This is a genomic window from Escherichia sp. AM3, assembly GCF_032029835.1.
In the GTDB taxonomy this organism is placed as follows: domain Bacteria; phylum Pseudomonadota; class Gammaproteobacteria; order Enterobacterales; family Enterobacteriaceae; genus Escherichia; species Escherichia coli.
The window spans coordinates 1-2,023 of record NZ_JAVUPQ010000225.1 but is presented as its reverse complement, the minus strand read 5'-3'; the positions used below and the strand labels follow the sequence as shown (position 1 = coordinate 2,023).

The 2,023-nt window shown below is 47.3% G+C and carries 1 protein-coding gene and 2 pseudogenes; all 3 read left to right on the top strand.

From position 1 onward, the window contains the following. A pseudogene (locus tag RTW80_RS24435) lies at positions 1-294 on the top strand (phosphomannomutase CpsG); the annotation flags it as partial. Positions 295-457: 163 nt separating this feature from the next. Continuing rightward, positions 458-1,624: a UDP-glucose 6-dehydrogenase gene (gene ugd, locus RTW80_RS24430; protein WP_001775100.1), complete on the top strand. Its 1,167-nt coding sequence runs from the start codon at positions 458-460 to the stop codon at positions 1,622-1,624. Positions 1,625-1,816: 192 nt separating this feature from the next. Continuing rightward, positions 1,817-1,951: pseudogene (locus RTW80_RS24425) on the top strand (NAD-dependent epimerase/dehydratase family protein); the annotation flags it as partial. Positions 1,952-2,023: the final 72 nt, after the last annotated feature.

Genomic DNA, 2,023 nt, shown 5'->3' with positions numbered 1-2,023 from the left:
AACAGCTCGCTGAAATCGCTGGTGGCGGACCGCCAGGCGGCGTTCCCGGCGTCGGGGGAGATCAACCGCAAGCTGGGAAATGCGGCGGAGGCGATAGCGCGCATCCGGGCACAGTATGAGCCGGCGGCTGCACACATCGACACAACGGACGGTATCAGTATTGAATACCCTGAGTGGCGCTTTAACCTGCGCACGTCCAACACGGAGCCGGTGGTGCGTCTGAACGTGGAGTCCAGAGCGGATACTGCGTTAATGAATGCAAAAACCGAAGAGATTTTAGCTCTTCTCAAGTAATGCATTATCCATAATGGAAGCCATAGGATCAGATTTTAATCGTATTATTGACCTTATGGCTTATTCTTGACATCCCACTGGTCAAAGCGTAAAACCGCCCACAGTATTATTTAAATTCGTGGCTATCCGCCATTACCCAGTTAACTGATTAAAGTGTAATCTCATGAAAATTACTATTTCCGGTACAGGTTATGTTGGTTTATCGAACGGTGTCCTGATTGCGCAAAACCACGAAGTGGTTGCCCTGGATATCGTACAGGCCAAAGTGGATATGCTTAACCAGAAGATCTCTCCGATTGTGGATAAAGAGATTCAGGAATATCTGGCAGAAAAACCGTTAAATTTCCGTGCCACCACGGACAAGCACGACGCCTATCGTAATGCCGACTACGTGATTATTGCGACGCCGACCGATTATGATCCCAAAACCAACTACTTCAACACCTCTACAGTGGAAGCGGTTATTCGCGATGTCACAGAGATCAACCCGAACGCGGTGATGATCATTAAATCGACCATCCCTGTGGGGTTTACCCGCGACATCAAAGAACGTTTAGGGATAGATAATGTTATTTTCTCTCCTGAGTTCCTGCGTGAAGGCCGTGCGCTGTACGACAACCTGCACCCGTCGCGCATTGTTATTGGTGAGCGCTCTGCGCGTGCTGAACGTTTCGCAGACCTGTTGAAAGAAGGCGCGATTAAGCAGGATATCCCGACCCTGTTTACCGACTCCACTGAAGCGGAAGCGATCAAACTGTTCGCGAACACCTATCTGGCGCTGCGCGTTGCCTATTTCAACGAGCTCGACAGCTATGCTGAAAGCCAGGGGCTGAACAGCAAGCAGATTATCGAAGGGGTATGCCTGGATCCGCGTATCGGCAACCACTATAACAACCCGTCCTTTGGCTATGGCGGCTACTGCCTGCCGAAAGATACCAAGCAGCTACTGGCGAACTACGAATCGGTCCCGAATAATATCATTGCCGCTATTGTGGACGCCAACCGTACCCGTAAGGACTTTATTTCTGATTCCATCCTCGCTCGTAAGCCGAAAGTGGTGGGTGTATATCGCCTGATCATGAAGAGTGGTTCGGACAATTTCCGCGCCTCTTCTATCCAGGGCATCATGAAGCGCATCAAGGCGAAAGGTATTCCGGTCATTATCTATGAACCGGTGATGCAGGAAGATGAGTTCTTCAACTCACGCGTCGTGCGCGACCTGGATGCCTTCAAACAAGAGGCGGATGTGATCATCTCTAACCGTATGGCGGAAGAGCTGGCGGATGTGGTGGACAAGGTTTACACCCGCGATCTGTTTGGTAATGATTAGGATTTATAACCTTTGGCTGGATGAGAATATCTCCAGCCAAATTTTATATGAAATTGGATTTCATTGATGTTAATTAACTTGTGGAAATGGTTATCCAGTTAGTTATTTACGGTTAGTGAGTTTTTCTGGTGATATAAACAAAGTTTGTAAAACATCAATGCTGCCAATCGAGTATTTCTCAGGAGTTTAAATATGAAATTTTTAGTCACTGGTGCGGCTGGTTTTATTGGGTTTCATGTCAGCAAACGCCTTTTGAATGATGGGCATCAAGTTGTTGGGATTGATAACATTAATGATTATTATGATGTAAAGTTAAAAGAATCTCGGTGATGCTGCCAACTTACTGATTTAGTGTATGATGGTGTTTTTGAGGTGCTCCAGTGGCTTCTGTTTCTATCA

What these genes read in the sequence shown, in the direction of transcription:
- ugd (WP_001775100.1), top strand. Translation starts at nt 458, where the DNA reads ATGAAAATTACTATTTCCGGTACAGGTTATGTTGGTTTATCGAACGGT.